The following is a 19,290-nucleotide window of genomic DNA, read 5'->3' on the forward strand; positions in this document are numbered from 1 at the left end:
GAGGTGATCACCGAGACCAGCACCGAGGTCGCCGCCGAGGTCAAGGAGGCCGGTGACGAGGTGGCCTCGGAGACCCGCAGCACCACCCGCAAGGCGGCCGCGAAGACCGCCCCGAAGAAGCAGGGCCCGAAGAACGCGCCCGAGTCCGCGGCCACCACCGCCGCCGACAAGCGCGCCCCCCAGAGCTGACGCTTCCCACGACGCACGGCCCCGCCGCCACCGGGCTCCCCACGGTGGCGACGGGGCCGTCGTCGCGACCGACCCCGGTGCGACATGCACCGACCGGGGTGCGGAATGATGGCCGTCGAACGCTTGTTGATCGGTACAGTGACCGGCGCCTCCACTCCCCGGAGCGCCCGTCCGAACACCGCCGTACGTCACTGAGAAGGAGAGCTGTGGCCGTCACCGACGCCGGCAGCAACCGCGCGCAGGCCAGCGACCCCGAGCAGGCCCGCGAGGAACTCATCGACCGCGAGACCGCCGAGCTGAACGAGTTGCTCGACCGGATCGACGGTCTCACCTACGAGGCACGCCGCCGGCTGCGGCGCCTCGAGCACCACCGCCGTGGCGTCGCCCCCGAATGGACGTCGCTGCACGGCTGACCGCCCCTCGGGGGGACGTCAGGCGAGGCGCTCCCCCGAGGTCGCGACGAACGCGTGCGCCGCGTCGGCGTCCACCCGCAGCGCGATCGTGTCGCCGTAGCGGACCGTGGTCCGGCCCGGGCCGCGGACGACGAGCGTCGTGGCCTCGTCCTCGGCCATGTGCGCGTACAGGTAGGACTCGCTGCCCAGCTCCTCGACCACGTCGACCACGGCCTTGATCCCGTCGCCGGCGCCCTCCGAGTCGAGGGAGAGGTCCTCGGGACGCACGCCCACCGTCACGGTCTCCGCGGAGCCCGCGGCGTCCCGGATCGCGCGGGAGAGCGGGATGTCGACGCCGCCGAGCGTCACCCCGTCCCCGGAGCGGCGCAGGTCGAGCAGGTTCATCGCCGGCGAGCCGATGAACCCGGCGACGAACGCGTTGACCGGGCGGTCGTAGAGCTCGGACGGCGTCGCGTACTGCTGGAGCCGCCCGTCGCGCAGCACCGCCACCCGGTCGCCCATGGTCATGGCCTCGACCTGGTCGTGCGTCACGTAGACCGTCGTGACCGCGAGCCGGTTCTGCAGCGAGGCGATCTGGGACCGGGTCTGCACGCGCATCTTGGCGTCCAGGTTGGACAGCGGCTCGTCCATGAGGAACACCTGCGGCTCCCGGACGATCGCCCGTCCCATCGCCACCCGCTGGCGCTGACCGCCGGAGAGGGCCTTGGGCTTGCGGTCGAGGTACTCGGTGAGGCCGAGCAGCTCCGCGGCGTCCGCGACCCGCCTCGCCTGCTCCTCCTTGCCCATGCGCCGCATCTTCAGCGGGAACGCCATGTTCTCGCGCACCGTCTTCGCCGGGTACAGCGCGTAGCTCTGGAACACCATCGCGATGTCGCGGTCCTTGGACGGCACGTCGACGACGTCGCGCCCGTCGATGCGCACGCTGCCGGCGTCGATGGACTCCAGCCCGGCCAGCATCCGCAGCGCTGTGGACTTCCCCGACCCTGACGGGCCGACGAGCACGACGAGCTCGCCGTCGGTGACCGTCAGGTCGAGCTTGTCGACGGCCGGCTCGGCCCCGGGCGTGTAGATGCGCGAGGCCTGGTCGAACACCACTTCCGCCATGTCGGTATCCCCTTACTTCACGGCGCCGAACGACAGGCCCTGCACCAGCTTGTTCTGGGCGAACCATCCCGCGAGGACCACCGGCAGCGCCGCGAGCGTCGCCGCCGCCGAGAGCCGGGCCCAGTACAGGCCCTCGGAGGTGATGAACCCGACGAGGAACACCGGCACGGTCCCGGCGTTCGCCGCGGTCAGGTTCACCGCGAAGAAGAACTCGTTCCACGCGAAGATCACGCAGATCAGCGCGGTGGCGAAGATGCCGGGCGAGATGATCGGCAGCACCACCTCGCGCAGCGTGCGCCCGAGCGAGGCACCGTCGATCGACGCCGCCTCCAACAGCTCCTTGGGCACCTCGAGGAAGAACGACCGCATCATCCACACCGCGATCGGCAGGTTCATCGCGGTATAGAGGACGATCAGCGTCCAGATGTTGTCCAGCGCGCCGATCTCGTTGACCACGACGTAGATCGGGACGATCGCCGCGACGACCGGCAGCATCTTCGTCGAGATGAAGAAGAACAGGACGTCCTGGGTCTTCTCCACCGGGCGCAGCGAGACCGCGAACGCCGCGGGGGTCGCGAGGACCAGCACGAAGATCGTCGAGATCGCCGTGGCCGCCAGCGAGTTCGCGAGGTAGGGCCCGATACCGGCGTCGAACACCGCCCGGAACTGCTCGAGCGTCGGGCTGAAGAACAGAGTGGGCGGGTCGGTGTAGGCGGCGGCCTCCGACTTGAAGGCCGTGAGCACCATCCACAGCACCGGGAAGAAGAAGCCGATCGCGACGATCCACGTCAGCGTCGTCAGCAGGACCGGGCCGACCCGGGACGGCCGGCGGGGCCCCTCGGTCCGCGCCGGGGCGGAGGTCGTCGTCGAGGTCTCCTCGACCGTCGCGGCCATCAGCTCTCACCGCCTCTCATTGCGCCAGTTCCCCTATCGGCGTGCTCCCCTGTCAGCTTCATGACTCGCCTGCCGCACCGAACGACCGGAACACCAACCGCAGCGCGAACGTCGCGACGATGATCGTCAGGATCACCACGACGACGCCCATCGCGGCCGACTGCCCGATGTCGAAGCCGAGGAACGCCCGTTGGTAGATGTAGAAGGGCAGGTTCGCCGACGCCGTGCCGGGCCCGCCCTGGGTGATCATGTAGACGGCGTCGAACGTGTTCACCAGGTAGATCGCGCCGAGCACGATCCCCAGCTCGAGGAAGCGCCGCAGGTGCGGCAACGTCAGCTCGACGAAGATCGACCAGGCGCCGGCACCGTCGACGCGGGCCGCCTCGACCTGGTCCCCGGGCATGGACTGCAGGCCCGCGAGGAGCAGCAGCATCATGAACGGCGTCCACTGCCAGACCAGGGCCGCCATCACCGAGGCGAGCGGGTACTGCGAGATCCAGTCGATCGTCTGCCCGCCGAGCACGAAGTTGATGAGGCCGTAGGTGGGGTCGAGCAGCGTCGTCTTCCACAGCAGCGCCGCGGCCACCGGCGTGATGAGGAACGGGGTCACGAGCAGCGTCCGCACCACGCCGCGGCCGACGAAGTGCCGGTTCAGCAGCAGCGCGAGCAGCAGCCCCAGGATCACCGCGATGACCACCGAGCCGAGCGTCATGATGATCGTGTTGAGCGCGACCCCGCGGAACTGCGAGTCCGTGAACACGGCCACGTAGTTGTCGAAGCCCACGAAGTGCTGCGAGCCGGGCCGGACGAGGTTCCAGGACTGGAACGAGTAGTAGATCGTCAGCAGGAACGGGATCTGCGTGACGACGATCGTGAAGACCAGCGCAGGCAGCAGCGGTGCGCGGCGCACCCAGCCCTCGGACCGCGGCGAGCGCGTGGTCACGCCGCCGCTCGGCGCGGGCGGAGGCGACGCGGCGGGCCTTTCCAGAGTCGTTGTCACTGGTAGCTCTCCCCCACCGTCGCCGCGTACTCCTGGGACTGGTCGAGCGCCTGCTGCACGGTCTTCTGCCCGGCGATGGCGGCGCTCATCTGCTGGCTGACCCGCGTCCCGAGGTCCTGGAACTCCGGGATCCGCAGGAACTGCACGCCCTGGTAGGGCACCGGCTGCACCGTGGGCTGCTGCGGGTTCGCCGACTGGATCGCGTTCAGCACCGTCGGGCCGAACGCCGCCGCGGCCTGCTGGTACTGCGGGATCCGGTAGGTCGACAGGCGCGACCCCGGCGGCAGCGACGTCCAGCCGAGCTGGGTGCCGACCCGCTGCATGTACTGCTTCGAGGTCATCCAGCTCATGAACTTCCAGGCGGCGTCGGGGTGTGGCGAGGTCTTCGGGATCGCCAGCGACCACGAGTAGAGCCAGCCGGAGCTCGGGGTCGCGACGACGGGTGCCGGGGCGTAGCCCACCTTCCCGACGACCGTGGACTCGTCGGGGTTCTCGACGGTGCCCGCCGCGGACGTGGCGTCGTACCACATGGCCGCGTTGCCCTGGCCGAACTGCGTGGCGCACTCGGAGAAGCCGGCCTGCGCGGCGCCGGGCTCGCCGTAGTTGCGGACGAGGTCGACGTAGAACTGCGCCGCCTGCTGGACCTGGGGGCTGGTGAGCTGGGCGTGCCACTGCGGGTCGTACCAGCGGCCGCCGAAGGTGTTCAGCACGGTGTCGAACGGCGCCAACATCTCGCCCCAGCCGGGCTTGCCGCGCAGGCAGATGCCGGCCCGTCCCTTCGAACGGTCGGTCAGCTTCGCGGCGAGGTCCGCGACCTGCTGCCACGTCGGCTGCGCGGGCATCACCAGGCCGGCCTGCTCGAAGAGATCCTTGCGGTACATGAGGAACGAGGACTCGCCGTAGAACGGCACCGAGTACATGTGGCCGTGATAGGAGAGCGAGTCGCGGACCGTGGGGATGAAGTCGGCCGGGTCGTAGCCCGGCGTCGAGTCGACCAGGGGCTGCAGGTCGGTCAGCCAGCCGTTCTGCGCCCACTGCGGGGTCTCGTAGTTCGAGATCATGACGACGTCGAACTCGCCGCCGCCGGTGGCCACGCTGGCGGTGATCTTGGCCCGGGCCTCGTTCTCGGACAGCGAGACGAATCGCATCCGGATCCCGGGGTTCTCCGCCTCGAACTGCGGCGAGAGCTTGATCGCGTCCTTCATCTGCGAGTTGGACACGATGGCGACGGTCACCGTCTGCACCCCCGGCTCGGCACCGAGCGCGCCGGCGCCCGAGCAGCCCGTGACCAGACCCAGCAGGCCGACCGCGAGCACGGCGAGGAACGGGAGCCGTGCTCCTCGTCGCGGGCCGTGGGGGGCCCCGCGGCCCCGCGGCCCCGTCGCCCCGTCAGCTGCGCTGCGTCGCACGCCGCCTCCCCGAGCCGTGGTGTACGGACCCCGTGAACGAGTGACGTGGTTCACGTCATTGTCACGTCGGGCGACGGTAGGGCCGCGAACCGTGTCCGCGCAAGCGCTTGACCGAACTCTGCGGGGCGAATCCGGCCACGGCCTCGCCGGCGCCGTCCGGCGATCTTCCGAGGCCGGATCGCCCTCGCGGGGGCATCATTCGACGGCCGTCATTCGACGGCAGTGCGCGTGCAACGGGGTCCGGGAGGTCCAGCGGTGGTCACCATGGCCGATGTGGCTCGCCGGGCCGGCGTCTCCACCGCGACCGTCTCGCACGTCCTCAACAACACCCGCGCGGTCAGCGACGACACCCGCGCGGCGGTCCTCGCCGCCGTCGACGAGACCGCCTACACCCCGAACACCGTCGCGCGCTCGCTCGCGACCTCCCGCACGACCACCCTCGGCCTCGTCCTCTCCGCGATCTCCAACCCCTACTTCGGCGAGCTGCTCTCGGCCGCCGAGCGCGCCGCGGCCGCCGCGGGCTACACGCTGCTGCTGGTCGACCCGCACGAGGACCCGGCCTACGAACGCACCGTGGTCGCGCGGCTGCACCACCACCGCGTCGACGGGGTGGTCCTCGCGCCGTCGGCGCACCCCGAGGAGGCGCTGGGATACCTCGCGCGCCACGACGTGCCGACGGTGCTGCTCGACCGCCTCATCCCCGACGGACCGGCGGCGCGCCTCGACCAGGTCGGCAGCGAGAACTCCGAGGCCACCGCGACCCTCACGACGCACCTCGTCGAGCACGGGCACCGCCGGATCGCCCTGGTCGCGGGCCTCGCCGGGCTCGCCACGACCAACGAGCGGCGCGCGGGCTTCGTGGCGGCGCTGGACGCGGCGGGCATCCCGCGCGACCCGGCGCTCGAGGTGTCCGGGGAGTCGGCGACCGAACCGGCGCGCACGGCCATGGCCGGCCTGCTGGCGCTGCCCGAGCCGCCCACCGCCGTCGTCGTCGGGAACAACAGCATGACGATCGGGGTGATCGCGGCGCTGCGCGACGCCGGGGCCCGGGTGCCCGACGACGTGGCGGTGGTCGCGTTCGACGACTTCGCCTGGGCGGACCTGTTCGCGCCGCGACTGACGGTGATGGCGCAGCCCTTCGCGCAGATCGCCGCCGAGGCCGTGCGGCTGCTGCTGCGCCGCCGGGCCCATCCCGACGCGCCGGTCGAGGTGCTGCGCCTGCCGCCGTCGTTCGTGGTCCGGGAGTCCTGTGGGTGCGCTCCGCGCCCGTGAGCAGTAATCCGCCCTATGACACGGAATAGTGCTCACGGGGACGGAGCGCACATCATGGGCGCATGCCCACCTACGTCGCCGGGGTCGACTCGTCCACCCAGGCCACCAAGGTCGTCGTCGTCGATCCGGCCGACGGGCAGGTCGTCCGCGAGGCGCGGCGCACCCACCCCGAGGGCACCGAGGTCGACCCGCGGGCCTGGTGGAGCGCTCTGCAGGAGGCGCTCGGCGAGGTCGGCACCGACGACGTCGCGGCCGTCGCGGTCGCGGGCCAGCAGCACGGGATGGTGCTCTGCGGCGACGACGGCGAGCCGGTCCGCGACGCCCTGCTGTGGAACGACACCCGCTCGGCCGACGCCGCGCAGGACCTGATCACCGAGCTCGGCGAGGCGGAGGGCAGGGACGGCGCGCGGGCCTGGGCGGACGCCGTCGGGACCGTCCCGGTCGCGAGCATCACCGCCACCAAGCTGCGCTGGACCGCCCGCCAGGAGCCCGAGGTCGCCGGGCGCGCCTGTTCGGTGCTGCTCCCCCACGACTGGCTCACCCGCAAGCTGCGCGGGGACGCCGCCGAGCCGGTGACCGACCGCGGCGACGCGTCCGGGACCGGCTACTGGTCACCCCACGAGGAGCGCTACCGGCCCGACCTGCTCGAGCTGGCGTTCGGGCGCACCCTCGACCTGCCCCGCGTGCTCGACCCCGGGCAGGCGGCCGGCCCCGGCGCGGGGCCGGCCCACGGGCTCGTCGTCGGGCCGGGGACGGGCGACAACATGGGCGCCGCGCTCGCGATCGGCGCCGGGGCGGGCGAGCTGATCGTCTCCATCGGGACCTCGGGCACCGTGTTCGTCTCCGTCGAGCGGCCGACCGCGGATCCCTCCGGGCTGGTGGCCGGCTTCGCCGACGCCCGGGGCCGCTACCTGCCGCTGGTGTGCACCCTCAACGCCGCGCGGGTGCTCGGCGTCGGGGCCGCGCTGCTCGGGGTGGACCCGGACGGGTTCGACGAGCTCGCGCTGGTCGCCGACCCGGGCGCCGGCGGGCTGGTGCTCGTCCCCTACCTCGAGGGCGAGCGCACCCCGGACCGACCGGACGCCACGGGCACGATCACCGGCCTGACCGGCGCGAACGGCACCCGGGAGAACCTCGCCCGGGCCACCGTCGAGGGCATGCTGTGCGGGCTCGCCGCCGGGCTGGACGCGCTGGCCGACGTCGGCGTGCACGGCGAACGGGTGCTGCTCATCGGCGGCGGCAGCCGGTCGCGGGCGGTCGCCGGGATCGCCCCCGCCGTGTTCGGGACCGACGTCGAGGTGCTGGCGTCGGCGGAGTACGTCGCCCTCGGCGCCGCACGCCAGGCGGCCTGGGCCCTGCACGGCGAGGAGCCCGGGTGGCGGATCGAGCGCGACGTGGTGGTCGAGGCGACCGCCGCCGACCGGGAGGCGGCCCGGGCGGTCCGAACGGCGTACGCGGCGGCGGCACGATGACCCGGTGACCGAGCCGCTCCCCCTGGGCGAGGACGACCTCGCCGACCCCGGACTCATCGCCCCCGGCGCGATGCGCACGCGCGGGTCGGTGCCGCCCGACGTCGTGCTGTGCTTCTTCCCCGAGGTCGTGGCCGCCGTCGCCGAGCGCGCCCGGGAGGCCGCGGTCCTGCACTCCGAGAACGGGCGCTCGCCGGTGCTGGTCCTGACGCGGCCGGACGGGACCGAGGTCGGCGTCGTGCACCCCGGGGTGGGCGCGCCGATGGCGGCGGTGACGCTGGAGGAGCTCGTCGTGCTCGGCGGACGGCGCTTCACCGCGGTCGGCGGCGCGGGCGTGCTGGTGCCCGAGCTCGTGCTGGGCCACGCCGTCGTCGTCGACTCCGCGCTGCGCGACGAGGGCACCTCGTTCCACTACCTGGCGCCCGGGCGCACCGTCGAGGCCGACCCCGACGGCGTCGCCGCGCTCGCCGCGTGCCTGCGCGCCGCCGACGTGGCCCACACCGTCGGGCGGACCTGGACCACCGACGCCGTCTACCGCGAGACGCGCGGGCGCACCGACCGGCGCCGCGCCGAGGGCTGCCTGACCGTGGAGATGGAGGCGGCCGCGCTGATCGCCGTCGCCCGGTTCCGCGGGGTCGCGTTCTCCCAGGTTCTCTTCGCCGGCGACTCGCTCGCGGGTCAGGAGTGGGACCACCGCCGCTGGACCACGGCCCGGGACGCGCGCCGGGCGCTCGTGGAGGTGGTCCTCGGCGTCAGTCTCCCATGACCAGCGTGAGGCCCATCGCGTGGAGGACCGGTCCGAGCGGCTGGAAGTAGGTCGTGCCGCCGAGGACGCAGTCGCCGCTGCCGCCGGAGAGCGTCCCCTGGGCCTGGGCGGAGTCGGGGGTGACGAACGGTCCGCCGGAGTCGCCGGGGTCGGCGCAGACCGCGGTCTGGGTCAGGCCGGTGATCACGGTGCTGCCGCCGTAGTTGACCGTGACGTCGGTGGCCTGCACCAGGCCGCAGTGGTAGCCCGACGTCGAGCCGGAGCGGCAGACCTGACTCCCGACGGCAGCCGGGGTCGCGCCGGTGACGGTGGGCCCGCCCCGGACCTGACCGCTCCCCCGCCAGGCCACGGTGTCGGTGACCTGCACGATCCCGTAGTCGGCGCCGGGGTAGTCGGTGCGCACCACGCTCCCGATCCGCCTCCGGTCGGGCCCGTTCCAGGTCGCGCCCTCGGCGGTGCAGTGCCCGGCGGTGAGCAGGTAGGTGGTCGTGTCGTGGCGCGCCGAGAAGCCGTCGGAGCAGCGGGTGCCTGTGGTGGTGATCGCCGTCCCGCCGACGAGCGGGGTCGCGGGGGCGCCGGGAGCCCCCGCCCCGGTGGCAGCAACGGCACGTTGCTGGCGTCTGACGCCAGGACGGCGCCGCTCACCCACCGGGCCGTCGAGCGGTCGGACCGGCGCCGACATCGGCTGCAGGCGGACCGCGGTGGGGTCCTGGTCGGCGACGAAGGCGCGGGCGTCGCGGGTGGCCGGGCCGACGACGGCGACGACGGTCTGGTGGGTCGCGGGATCGACCCACCAGGCGCTGACGTTGCCCGGCACCCGGTTGCGGCGGTCGTCCAGGCGCTCCTTGGCCGCCCGGCCGGCCCGGGGGTCGACCGTGGCGGAGCGCATCGTCGACCCGGGCCCGGGCGCCGGCGGGCTCGGCGTCGAGGCGAGCGCCGGGTTCCCGAGGACGACGACGGCGGCGAGGGCCGCGAGCAGGGAGCCGAGCGCGCGGGCCCGGAACGCAGGACGAGGGGGACGCACGCACGGGCTCCGTAGGTCAGCAGCACCAGATGGTTAGCCCGTGCAGCCTAGGAGCGAGTGGCGGCGTGGAGCCGGGCGACGACCCGGTCGGGTGACCGTGCCCCGCCCGACCCGTCGTGCCGGGTCGGGCGGGGCCGCCGGGTCACCGCGTCGGGGCCGGCCCGGCGTCGCGCAGGCCGGTCACCGTGAGGCCCTGGGGTCCCTTCGCGGCGACGATCCCGACCCGGTCGTTGACGGCGACTGCGGACGGCTGGCTCGCCGCCTTCTGCTTGCGGACCTTCGAGGTCGGGGTGAAGGCGTAGGTCGCGGTGAAGCCGTCGGTACTGCGCACGGTCACCGAGGTCGGGGAGGCAGCCGTGACGACGCCGCGCTGGACGTCGACGGTGCGGTCCCCCGCCTTGCCGTGCAGGACGACCTCGCCGTGCTCGGCGCGCCGGGCGAGAGCGCGGCGGGCCGGGCGGGCGGGGTGCTGCGCGCCCGGGGCCGGCGCGGAGGACGTGGGGGCCGTGGGGGTCGGGGGCGCGCTGGTGTCCGCGAGGGCGACCGCCGTCCCGTCCCCGGCGAGGGCGATGACGACGGCCGCGACGAGCGCGGGACGGGCCCAGGAGGTGCGCATGGTGTGTTCCGGTTTCCTCTCGCCGGTCGGTCGGACCCCACCACGAGAACCGAGATCCCGCCGAATGCGCGGGTCCTCCCGGTGCCCTTTCAGGGAATCGTCAGGAACGCCGGGAAATAGTTCCCCCGACGCCGCCGAGGGGCTCACGGAGGGCTCGGCTATCGTGACGCCGTGTCCGACCGCTGGGACCCGCGACCGCGTGGGCGAGGGCCGTCGCGGTCCGCCGCGCCCCCGCCGGCCGCGTCGCGCCCGCCGTCGGGACCCTCTGGATCCGGACGCGGAGGGTCCCGCTGGTCCACCGGCTCGTGGGGCCGCGGCGAGGGTCGTGGCCGAGGCGGCGGCTCCTCCCGACCAACGCGACCTCGACAGACGGGCACCTTCGCGGTCGGCCCGGGCTATCCGTGGCCGCTCGTCGCGGTGGGGGCCGTCGTCGTGACCGGCCTGCTCGCGTGGTTGCTCCTCCACCGCGCGGGGCTGCTCGGGCTGATGTGGCCGGTCGGCTACCTGGTGGTCTGCATGCTCGGCGTCGCGATGGTGCGTGCCGAGGCCGTCGCCGTCCCCGCCCTCGCCCCGCCCGTCGTCGCGTTCCTCGGACTCGTGATCGCGGCGATCATCACCGGGAACGCCGCGAGCAGCACACTGTTCCTGCTGGGCGTGTTCGCGCCGCTCGCGGAATTGTTCTGGTGGATGCTCGTGGCCACGCTGGCCTGTGCCCTCGTCGGTTTCGTGCGATTCCGCCAGGTCCGGCCGGGGTGGTCGCCGATGGGGGCGCTGCGCGGGTCGGGGGCCGGCTGATGGCGGGGCCCGGGGACGACCGCCCGGGCGGCTTCCGGATGCCGCGCCGCGGCGACACCCGTCCGGACGGCGGCCGACCTGGGCCGGCTCCGCCGCCCGAGGGTGGCCGGGCCCGCCCGGGGCCGCCGCCCGCGGGGCGACCGGCCCCCGGTCCCGCCGCGCCACGACCCGATGCGCGCCCGGCGCCTCCCCCACCGAACGGTGGCCGTCCGGCGCCGCCGCCCCGGCCGCCGTCGGGGCCCCCGCCGCCCGCGCCCGGCGGACGTCCCGCCCCGCTCCCGACGAAGGTCGCCCCCGTCCTCGAGCCCGACGAGGCGCCCGGGCGCGGCGTCGATCCCGACCCGGGCCCGCCCGGTGGCGGCGCCGACGGGCTGCTCGAGCGGGTACGGGCCGCCGCCACCAAGCGCGTCCTGGTGCTCGTCCTCGCGGCGGCCTCGGTCCTGCTGCTGCTCGTCAGCGGCGGGGTGGTGCTCGCGGCGCGCTCGATCGACTCCGGGCTGAGCCGCGTGGACGTCATCGGGACGTCGTTCGGCTCGGTCCTCGGCACCGACCAGAACATCCTGCTCGTCGGCCTCGACAGCCGGACCGACAGCTTCGGCAACCCGCTGCCCAAGGACCAGCTCGCCGCGCTGCACGCGGGCGCAAGCGACTCCGGCGGCGACTCGACCGACACGATCATCGTGCTGCACATCCCCGGCGGCGGCGGACCCGCGACCGGGTTCTCCATCCCCCGCGACTCCTACGTCGACCTGCCCGACGGCTTCGGCAAGCACAAGATCAACTCGGCGTACGCGTACGGCTCGAACGCGGCGCGCTCGGAGCTGGCGAAGGAGGGCGTCTCCGGCAACGACCTCACCGTGCAGGCGGGCGCCGCGGGCGCCAAGACGACGATCGGCGCCGTCGAGTCCCTGACCGGGCTGACCATCACCCACTACGGCGCGGTCAACCTGGCCGGGTTCGCCGACATCAGCCAGGCGATCGGCGGCGTGCCGGTGTGCCTGAACTCCGCGGTGAACGACACCTTCTCCGGGGCGAAGTTCAAGGCCGGCCAGCAGACGGTGGCCGGCCCGCAGGCCCTGGCGTTCGTCCGTCAGCGCCACGGCCTGCCCGGTGGCGACCTCGACCGGGCCCGCCGGCAGCAGGTGTTCCTCTCGAGCATGGCGCACACCGTGCTGTCGTCGGACACCTTGACCGACTCCGCCAAGCGCAACGCCCTCGTCGCCGCCGTCGACAAGGCCATCACCGTCGACCGCTCGCTGGACGTGCTGAGCCTCGCGACCCAGCTGCAGGGCGTCAGCTCCGGCTCGATCGGGTTCCACACCATCCCGATCGTCGACGCCAGCTACGACACCGGCGACGACGGCGAGGCGGTGCAGGTCGACCCGTCGGCGGTGCAGAAGTACATCTCCGACACCGTGTCCGGCTCGACGAGTTCGGGCTCGTCGGCGCCCGCGTCGAAGGCCTCGGGGGGCTCGTCGTCGAGCGGGTCCACGACGGCGGCCCCCGCCCCGGCCGCCAAGCCCAAGCCCGCGGTCCCGGCCTCCGACGCCGGGACGGCCGCCCCGACGGTGCCCTGCGTGAACTGAGGCCTCAGCGCAGTACGTTCACCGCCCGGGCGACGACGAGGGCGACCACCGCGAGCGAGACCGCGGACTGCACGAGCATCGTCAGCTTCGCCCACCGCGAGAGCGGCATGGTGTCGGTCGGGCTGAACGCGGTCGCATTGGTGAACGACACGTAGAGGTAGTCGACGAAGGTCGGCTCCCACTCGGGATCGATGTCGCGCGACTGCATCTGCGGGAACAGGAAGTCCGGGACGGTGCGGTCGCCGCGGGCCCGCGCCGAGGGCCCGCCGCGGTCGAACTGCCAGTACCAGAGCGCGAAGCCGATGACGTTGGTCGCCCAGATCGCCCCGCCGGTGGCGAGCAACGTGCCGGGATCGTCGGCGCCCCACCCCTCGAGCAGGTGTCGAACGAGCCGGACCACCGCGGCGCCGTTCGCGACGCTGACCAGGGCGGTGAGCGCGAGGCTCGTCGTCCGCCGCCAGCCCGGCTCGCGCTCGAAGCGGCCGGGGTTCGCCACGACGAGGACCGCCAGCACCGCGACCTCGACCAGCGGCATCAACCAGCGCGACCCGAGGACGACGTCGTCGGGCAGGCTCAGCTGGAAGCCGGCGGCGGCCAGGATCGCGAGCGCGACGGGCCACCGCCGTTCGTCCGCGGTGGTGCGACGCCAGGCGGGGAGGGCGGGCCGGCCGTCGGAGCTCACCGGTCCGATCCTGCCCGGGACGCTCCGACCGGGCTCAGCCGACCTCCTCCAGGGCGCGACCGGTCGTCCGCGGACCGAGGAGCCCGACGTCGAGGCAGAGGACGACGATGAGCACCGCTGACCCGCCGAAGACCGCGACCGGTCCGGCGCTCGCGAGCAGCGGCACCGCGATGAACGGGAGCACCGCCGACGTCGCGCGCGACAGCGAGTAGGCGACGCCGCTCGCCGTCGACCGGATCGCCGTCGGGAAGATCTCCGCCTGGTAGATGTGGAAGGAGTTCGAGAAGACGTTGCTCGACGACGTCAGCAGGAACCCCGCCAGGACGATCAGCCAGGGATCGGCCGCCGCCGCGAACACGATCCCGAACACCGCGATCGCCAGGGCCGACGCGATGATCAGGTGTTTGCGCTCGAAGCGCTCCACCAGCGGCACCGAGATCAGCGAGCCGATCGGGTAGCCGGCGAAGCTGAGCGCGGCGTAGCCGAGCGATTCGGTGATGTCGAACCCCTTGGCGACGAGCACCAACGGCGCCAGCGTCCCGAAGCCGTAGTAGGCCACCGTCTGCAGGATCTGGAAGACGAACAGCATGATCGTGCGGGTGCGGTAGACGCCGGTGAAGGCGATCCGGAGCACCTCGGACGTCGACCGTGCCCGGGGCCCGGCCCCGGCCGGTGGGTCGGCGGACCGTTCCGGGATGTGCTCGGCGGCCTCCGGGGCACCGGCCTTCGCCGCGATGCCGCGCACCACCGCCACGGCCTCGTCGCGCCGGCCGCGCGCCTCCAGCCACCGGGGCGACTCCGGCAGCACGCGGCGCATCCACAGCACGAACAGCGCGCCGAGGGCCCCGGCCACCAGCAGCCAGCGCCACCCGTCGACACCGGCGATCTGCTGGGCGGCGACGAGCTTCCCGCCGAGCAGGGCGGCCACCGGCACCCCGAGGAAGCCGATCGTGTAGGCCCAGGCGATGTAGCGGCCGCGGACCCGGGCGGGGAGGAACTCGGCGAGGTAGGTGTCGACGAGCACCAGCTCGGCGCCCAGCCCGATGCCCGCGAGGAAGCGCAGCACGAGGAAGACCTCGATGTTCGGCGAGAACGCCGCGAGCAGGCTGAACAGCGAGTAGGTGAGCAGGTTGAGGATGAACACGCGGCGACGGCCGAGCCGGTCGGACGCGATCGAGAGCACGTTGGCGCCCACGAACATCCCGAGGAAACCGCTGCCGACGACGGCGGCCTTCCCCAGCGACCCGAGCGCGAACTCCTTGGCGAGGATCGGGGCGAGCACGCCCCCGAGGAACACCTCGTAGAGGTCGAAGAACGACCCAATCCCGACCAGGACGACGATCAGCTTGTGCCACCGCGAGAGCGGCAGGGTCTCGAGGACCGCGCTCGCGCCCGTCGTGGTGGATGCTCCTGCGTGGGTCGCCATGGTCCCGCCTCCCGCGCTCGTCCGACGCCGATGTCGTGAGCACGGGAAACTACCCCGGACGTGTGCCCCGCGTCAGCAGCCGATGACGGTCGGTGCTCACCGCGACGGGGCTCCCGCCGGTCGGCGAGGGGCATGATCAGGAGTCCGGAAGCGACACGCGCAAGATTTTTCGACGCGACACGCGACCGAAGGTCGGATCTCCGTCGTCCGGGCTACGCGAGCTCGAACTCGGCCCGGCGTTCCTCGGGGACGAGGTCGACGTACTCCAGGTGCTTGGCGATCCAGCCCCGGATGTACGGGCAGAACGGCAGCACCGCGAGCCCGTGGGCCCGGGCGTCGTCGAGCGCGGCGCGGGCGAGGCGCCCCGCGAGCCCCTGACCGGTGTGGGCGTCGTCGACGGAGGTGTGGGTGAACGAGACGGTCGACCCGCCCGCTCGCCGGTGGTACTCCGCGAAGCCGACCGTCCCGCCGTCGACCCGGATCTCGTAGCGGTGCCGGGCCTCGACGTCGACCACGTCCGTGTCTCCCGTGGGACGCTCCACCTCGATCGCACTCTCCGCCATCGTGTCCTCCTCGCTGCGAGCCGTCCCCGCTCCATCATGCTCGGTCTGGCTCCCGAGATCCGGCTCTACGCCGACCCGGTCTGTCCGTTCGCCCACCTCGCGCTCCGCTGGCTCGACGAGGTCGGGCGGCAGCGGCCGGTCGCGGTCGAGGTCCGCCTCATGAGCCTGCGGTGCTGGGCGAGGCCGATCCCGACCGTCCTCCGGCTCACACCACGTCGTCGGAGACGGACCTCGTCACCGACGACCGCTGAGGTCAGGCGACGCGAGGCGCCAGTCCCCCGCCGACTCGTCCCACGCCATGCGCACCACCCCGCGGGCGCGGGCGGCCTTCGCGAAGCTCAGGAAGGACGCGAAGCCGTAGGTCTTCTCGGAGAAGTCGGAGCGACGCTTGCGGACGCGGTCCTTGAGTCCCGAGAGCGGCACACCGTTGCCGCTCCGGGACTCCTCCCCCACGACCTGGGCGAGCAGCCGGAACGCGTCGTCCTCGGCCGGCTCGTTCTCGGGGAACGACACCTCGGGGTCCCCGCTCGCGGAGCCCGCCGCGAGTTCGACGATGCGCTGGTCCTGCAGGTGGCGCAGCAGCTCCCCGAACCCGCGGAACCCGATCTCGGCCTCGTCGAACGTCGGGTCCTGGCGCAGGACCGCCCGCTTGAGGCGCGACGCGAGCACCGGACCGTCCCCCCGCCGCGCGAGGCCGGAGAGCGTCCGGGTCACCAGCCGGCCCACGGCCTCGTCGTCGGCCGGTTCGTCGGCGCCCCACGCGCCCTCCGCGCCCCCGGCCCCGGAGGCGGGTTCGGGCTGGGTGGCCGGGGCCGGTTCGGCGGGCGGCGCGGCGGCGTCGAGGAGGCGGTCGTAGTAGAGGAACTCGTCGCACGCGGGCGGGAGCAGCCGCGACGTCGACGAGGCGACCCCGATCCCGATGACCCGCTTGTCGAGCTCGCGCAGCTTGTGCACCAGCGGGGTGAAGTCGGAGTCGCCGGTGCCGATCGCGAAGGTCGTCACCCAGGACCGCTCGTAGGCGATCTCGACGGCGTCCACCGCCATCTTGATGTCCGCGGCGTTCTTGCGGGAGCCACCGAGCCGCTGCGGGATGTCGATGAGCTCGACCTGCGCGCGGGCGAGGAGGCGGCGGTCGTCGTCGAACGAGGACCAGTCGGCGTAGGCGCGTCGGGCCACCACCCGCCCGCGGACGGCGAGGGCGTCGGCCACCGGCGTCAGGTCGAAGGGGCTGACGCCGAGGCCCTCGCGGGCTCCGATCGCGAGGTTCTCGTAGTCGAGGAGCAGCGCGATGCGCTCCTCGCCCTCGTCGGGGTTGCCTGGCATGAGCTCAGCCTGTCAGGCCCGTCGATCAGCGAAGGATCTGGACCTGGTCGTAGGGCTGGAGGTTGTCGAAGAACTTCTCGGAGTCGGCGGCCGAGAGGTGCACACAGCCCGCGGAGGCCTTCTGGAGGCTGCCCTCGTGGAAGGCGTCCCCGGGGGCGAAGAAGACCGAGTTGTTCATCGGCGCGTGGTCGTACTCGTCGCTCTTGTGGTCCTTGTCCTTCCACATCACCGAGAAGGTCCCGATGGGGGTCTCGTAGCCCTTGCCGCCGGTCGTGATCGGGACGGGACCGTCGATGACGTGGCCCTTGCCGTCGGTGAGCCACGCCTTCTTCTGCGAGATGGAGACGCAGGCCTTCGCGGTGATCGCGCACGGGGTGGCGCTCTTCGGGGCGTTGCCGGCGGGGGCCGGCGCGGCGGCGGGAGCCGGCGCCGGCGCGGCGGGCGCGGGAGCGGCCAGCGCGGGCACGGCGAGCTGGAGGAGCCCGACGCCCACGGCACCGACGGCGCCGGCGCTGCCGACGCCGAGTCGCAGCCCACGTCCCACGATCCGGGGACGGGAGCTCGCGTGGTGACGACCCATGGTGTGGCCCTTTCGCGGTCGGTGATGCGCGTGTTCCGGTCTCTCAACGGTCACGGACCGGATTCGGTGCGGTACGACGGCGAGGAGTGTGCACACCGCGTTCACCGGGTCGGGGACCAGGGGTCACGCTGCTGACCTGGGGTTCCGCCGAGAAATCACCCGTGTGGCGACGATCCGGACGAAGCGGACCCGAGCGACGCCGGGTGACGACGGGGGCGACACGCCGGGGTTTCCTGAGGAGATCCCGTGAGTCTCGGCAAGGTCACGATCTGATCACGATGCTCTGTCCCCCGATCGAGTGGCGGCCGGGATCAGGACACGACGCGCAGATCCACGCCGCGGGTCGCGGCGCGCTCGCGCGCCGACGCGACCACCGCGGCGAGCGGGCCGGGCAGCTCCTCGGCGCCGGGCGAGACGTGCAGCTCGACGTCCAGCTGCGCGCCGACGGCGCGCTCGACGGCGTCGCGGAGTCGCTGCGACAACGTCGCGGCGTCGGGGAGCTCGCCCCGGCCGTCGACCGGCAGGCCGACCCGGCGGGTGGTGGTCACGTCCAGCGTCATGGCTGCCTCCTCACCGGGAGGCGCCCGGACGGGGCCCCGGGAAGGGTCGGTCACGCGGTCGGGGTCCCCTCCCGATTCGGGTGGGGTCCGCGTGCTGACGATCCAGTACCCGGTGGTGCAGTGGATCACGCCTGGACATCCGGGACGACGCACTCGCACGCCCGGCGCGGCCCCCCGATCGGGGCGAGGATGCGGACATGGCCGGGGTCGGGGCGGGTCCGTCCCGCAGCGAGGTGATCGCGGAGCTCACCGCCCCGGGCGGACCCTCCGAGCTGGGCGAGGCGGTGGTCCGCGAGGTGCGCCTCCGGGCCCACGTCACCGCTCCGCAGGTGCTCCGGGACGTCCACGACGGCACGGCGGCGTTCGGCGAGCGACCCTTCACCGTGTACGACGGCGAGCGGGTCACCTTCGCCGAGCACCGGGCGCGGGTCGCCGCCCTCGTCCGGCGCTACGCCGAGGCCGGCCTGCGCCGGGGCGACCGCGTCGCGATCTGCCTGCGCAACTACCCGGAGTGGGCGCCGCTGTGCTGGGCGGCCTGGGTCTCCGGGCTCGTCGTCGTGCCCCTCAACGCCTGGTGGCGGGCCGGGGAGCTCGCGCACGCGGTCACCGACGCCGGCCCGCGGCTCGTCGTCGCCGACGGCGAGCGGGCCGCGGTGCTGCGGGAGGTCACGCCTGACGACGTGCCGGTGGTCGTGGTGCGCGGCCAGGCCCCGGGGTGCGTGCCCTTCGGGCAGCTCCTCGGCGAGGTGACCGACGACCGGCTCCCGGACGTCGCGCTCGACCCCGAGGACGACGCGTTCATCCTCTACACCTCGGGCACCACCGGGCGACCCAAGGGCGCCGTCGGGACCCACCGCAACCTCGTCACCGACGTCCACAACCGCCGGCTGACCACCGCCCTCGGCGCGCGGCTCTCCGGCGTCGCGCCCCCGACGTCACCGGGCGTGCTGCTGGCGTTCCCGATCTTCCACGTCGCCGGGCTCTGCGCGATGGTCAACGCGACCGCGGCCGGCTCGACGCTCGCGACGCTGTACCGCTGGGACGCCGGGCAGGCCCTGGAGGTGATCGCCGCGGAACGGCTGACCTCGCTCGCCGGGGTGCCCACCGTCGCGCGCGACCTCGTCCGGGCCGCGGCCGACACCCCGGACGCCGACCTGTCGTCGCTGGTGGGGGTCGGGATGGGAGGCGCGCCGATCCCGCCGGAGCTGGTCCGGCGGGTCGCCCCGTTCGGCACGCCCTCGAACGGCTACGGCCTGACCGAGACGACGGCGGGCATCGCATTCAACGCCGGGGAGGCGTACCTGTCCGCGCCGGACTCCGTCGGCCGCCCGGTGCCGAGCGCGGACGTGCGGGTGGTCGACCCGGAGTCCGGGGCCGACCTCGGCGAGGGCGCCGTGGGCGAACTGTGGTTCCGGGGCCCGAACGTCGTCCGTGGTTACTGGAACGCCCCCGAGGCCACCGCGGCCGCCTTCGTCGACGGCTGGTTCCGCACCGGTGACCTCGGCCGCGTCGACGACGGCCTGATCCGGGTGGTCGACCGGATCAAGGACGTCGTCATCCGCGGCGGCGAGAACGTCTACTGCGCCGCGGTCGAGGCGGAGCTCCTCGAGGTCGAGGGG

Annotated in this window: 19 protein-coding genes and 1 pseudogene; 8 read left to right on the plus strand and 12 right to left on the minus strand. The window is 73.6% G+C overall.

Going from position 1 to position 19,290, the window contains the following annotated elements; genetic code table 11:
• A pseudogene (locus tag VGH76_RS17625) lies at positions 1-189 on the plus strand (hypothetical protein); the annotation flags it as partial.
• A 206-nt stretch (positions 190-395) separates the two neighbouring features.
• Positions 396-602, plus strand: a complete 207-nt coding sequence (locus tag VGH76_RS17630; protein ID WP_331558011.1) for a hypothetical protein — start codon at positions 396-398, stop codon at positions 600-602.
• Positions 603-620: 18 nt separating this feature from the next.
• Here the strand turns inward: VGH76_RS17630 and VGH76_RS17635 are convergent, their stop codons facing one another.
• Genes VGH76_RS17635 through VGH76_RS17650 form a run of 4 tightly spaced genes read right to left on the minus strand, consistent with a single transcriptional unit; the run spans position 621 to position 4,916 of the window.
• Positions 621-1,706 carry a sn-glycerol-3-phosphate ABC transporter ATP-binding protein UgpC gene (locus VGH76_RS17635; RefSeq protein ID WP_331558012.1) on the minus strand — a complete coding sequence of 362 codons (1,086 nt, stop codon included), beginning with the start codon at positions 1,704-1,706 and terminating at the stop codon, positions 621-623.
• A gap of 12 nt (positions 1,707-1,718) precedes the next feature.
• The gene (locus VGH76_RS17640; protein WP_331558013.1) at positions 1,719-2,600 is read right to left on the minus strand and encodes a carbohydrate ABC transporter permease; all 882 of its coding nucleotides are present in this window, start codon (positions 2,598-2,600) and stop codon (positions 1,719-1,721) included.
• A gap of 58 nt (positions 2,601-2,658) precedes the next feature.
• On the minus strand, positions 2,659-3,600 hold the full coding sequence (locus VGH76_RS17645) for a carbohydrate ABC transporter permease (protein WP_414637752.1): 942 nt from the start codon (positions 3,598-3,600) through the stop codon (positions 2,659-2,661).
• Positions 3,597-4,916, minus strand: coding sequence for a sugar ABC transporter substrate-binding protein (locus VGH76_RS17650; RefSeq protein WP_331558029.1), 1,320 nt, complete (start codon positions 4,914-4,916; stop codon positions 3,597-3,599). Before VGH76_RS17650 ends, VGH76_RS17645 begins: the two co-directional genes overlap by 4 nt.
• 357 nt (positions 4,917-5,273) lie before the next feature.
• On the opposite strand from VGH76_RS17650, the gene VGH76_RS17655 reads away from it, so the two are divergent.
• The 3 genes from VGH76_RS17655 (at position 5,274) to VGH76_RS17665 (ending at position 8,516) form a co-directional block, all read left to right on the plus strand.
• Entirely contained in the window at positions 5,274-6,281 is a 1,008-nt protein-coding gene (locus VGH76_RS17655) for a LacI family DNA-binding transcriptional regulator (RefSeq protein WP_331558015.1), read from the plus strand.
• Between the two features lie 62 nt (positions 6,282-6,343).
• Positions 6,344-7,753, plus strand: coding sequence for a xylulokinase (gene xylB / locus VGH76_RS17660; RefSeq protein ID WP_331558016.1), 1,410 nt, complete (start codon positions 6,344-6,346; stop codon positions 7,751-7,753).
• A gap of 4 nt (positions 7,754-7,757) precedes the next feature.
• Positions 7,758-8,516, plus strand: a complete 759-nt coding sequence (locus VGH76_RS17665; RefSeq protein ID WP_331558017.1) for a nucleoside phosphorylase — start codon at positions 7,758-7,760, stop codon at positions 8,514-8,516.
• Here VGH76_RS17665 and VGH76_RS17670 read toward each other — a convergent pair.
• Positions 8,503-9,540, minus strand: coding sequence for a S1 family peptidase (locus VGH76_RS17670; protein WP_331558018.1), 1,038 nt, complete (start codon positions 9,538-9,540; stop codon positions 8,503-8,505). The genes VGH76_RS17665 and VGH76_RS17670 overlap by 14 nt on opposite strands.
• A gap of 142 nt (positions 9,541-9,682) precedes the next feature.
• The gene (locus tag VGH76_RS17675) at positions 9,683-10,156 is read right to left on the minus strand and encodes a hypothetical protein (protein WP_331558019.1); all 474 of its coding nucleotides are present in this window, start codon (positions 10,154-10,156) and stop codon (positions 9,683-9,685) included.
• A gap of 171 nt (positions 10,157-10,327) precedes the next feature.
• On the opposite strand from VGH76_RS17675, the gene VGH76_RS17680 reads away from it, so the two are divergent.
• Both VGH76_RS17680 and VGH76_RS17685 read left to right on the plus strand, forming a co-directional pair.
• A complete protein-coding gene (locus VGH76_RS17680) occupies positions 10,328-10,951 on the plus strand; it encodes a DUF6542 domain-containing protein (RefSeq protein ID WP_331558020.1) in 624 nt (207 codons plus the stop codon).
• A complete protein-coding gene (locus VGH76_RS17685) occupies positions 10,951-12,537 on the plus strand; it encodes an LCP family protein (RefSeq protein WP_331558021.1) in 1,587 nt (528 codons plus the stop codon). Before VGH76_RS17680 ends, VGH76_RS17685 begins: the two co-directional genes overlap by 1 nt.
• Positions 12,538-12,541: 4 nt before the next feature.
• Here the strand turns inward: VGH76_RS17685 and VGH76_RS17690 are convergent, their stop codons facing one another.
• The 6 genes from VGH76_RS17690 to VGH76_RS17715 all read right to left on the minus strand — a co-directional run bounded on the left by VGH76_RS17690 (position 12,542) and on the right by VGH76_RS17715 (position 17,671).
• Positions 12,542-13,219: a hypothetical protein gene (locus VGH76_RS17690; RefSeq protein ID WP_331558022.1), complete on the minus strand. Its 678-nt coding sequence runs from the start codon at positions 13,217-13,219 to the stop codon at positions 12,542-12,544.
• 34 nt (positions 13,220-13,253) lie between these two features.
• Positions 13,254-14,645: an MFS transporter gene (locus tag VGH76_RS17695; protein ID WP_331558023.1), complete on the minus strand. Its 1,392-nt coding sequence runs from the start codon at positions 14,643-14,645 to the stop codon at positions 13,254-13,256.
• Between the two features lie 212 nt (positions 14,646-14,857).
• Positions 14,858-15,208, minus strand: coding sequence for a GNAT family N-acetyltransferase (locus VGH76_RS17700; protein ID WP_331558024.1), 351 nt, complete (start codon positions 15,206-15,208; stop codon positions 14,858-14,860).
• Positions 15,209-15,442: 234 nt separating this feature from the next.
• Positions 15,443-16,531 carry a PIN domain-containing protein gene (locus VGH76_RS17705; protein WP_331558025.1) on the minus strand — a complete coding sequence of 363 codons (1,089 nt, stop codon included), beginning with the start codon at positions 16,529-16,531 and terminating at the stop codon, positions 15,443-15,445.
• A gap of 25 nt (positions 16,532-16,556) precedes the next feature.
• Positions 16,557-17,024, minus strand: a complete 468-nt coding sequence (locus tag VGH76_RS17710) for a L,D-transpeptidase (RefSeq protein ID WP_331558026.1) — start codon at positions 17,022-17,024, stop codon at positions 16,557-16,559.
• Positions 17,025-17,422: 398 nt separating this feature from the next.
• Positions 17,423-17,671 carry a hypothetical protein gene (locus VGH76_RS17715; RefSeq protein ID WP_331558027.1) on the minus strand — a complete coding sequence of 83 codons (249 nt, stop codon included), beginning with the start codon at positions 17,669-17,671 and terminating at the stop codon, positions 17,423-17,425.
• 197 nt (positions 17,672-17,868) lie between these two features.
• Here VGH76_RS17715 and VGH76_RS17720 point away from each other — a divergent pair.
• The coding region (locus tag VGH76_RS17720; RefSeq protein ID WP_331558028.1) for a class I adenylate-forming enzyme family protein at positions 17,869-19,290 on the plus strand (1,422 nt) is incomplete at its 3' end.

Origin of the sequence: Actinomycetospora sp., assembly GCF_036497585.1 — a bacterium.
Lineage (GTDB): Bacteria > Actinomycetota > Actinomycetes > Mycobacteriales > Pseudonocardiaceae > Actinomycetospora.